This window comes from Tamlana crocina (assembly GCF_012037625.1).
In genome coordinates this window covers 1-412 of record NZ_JAAVJS010000326.1, presented here as the reverse complement: position 1 = coordinate 412, position 412 = coordinate 1, and the positions used below count along the sequence as shown (strand labels likewise).

The window sequence follows — 412 nt, the reverse complement described above, 5'->3', positions numbered from 1 at the left end:
CATTTCTGCCATTCACCTGTGCCCAACCGGTAAGACCAGGTCGCACATCATGCCTTTTTTGTTGTCTGGGGGTGTAAATCTTCAAGTACTCCGGAAGCAGCGGCCGCGGACCAACCAGACTCATATCACCCTTAACTACATTAATCAATTGCGGGATCTCGTCTACTGATGTTTTTCTCACAAACTTTCCGACAGCCGTTAATCTTTCAGAATCAGGAAGCAATTTCCCTTCAGCATCTTTTGCGTCTGTCATCGTTTTAAACTTTATGATCCTGAATATCTCCCCCTTCTTCCCCGGACGCCTTTGTAGAAAAAAAGGTTTACCACCGTTCGCAACTGCAAGTAAAAACGTGAAAAATAACAGGAACGGGCTTAGGAAAACTAATGCCGTGAAGGCAACAAAAAAATCCAG

1 protein-coding gene is annotated in these 412 nt (G+C 44.7%); it reads right to left on the bottom strand.

What is annotated here, in order from left to right; all coding sequences use genetic code 11:
• Positions 1-412, bottom strand: a 412-nt coding sequence (locus HC176_RS16955; RefSeq protein WP_425338222.1) for a sugar transferase, incomplete at both ends; no start/stop codon positions are given.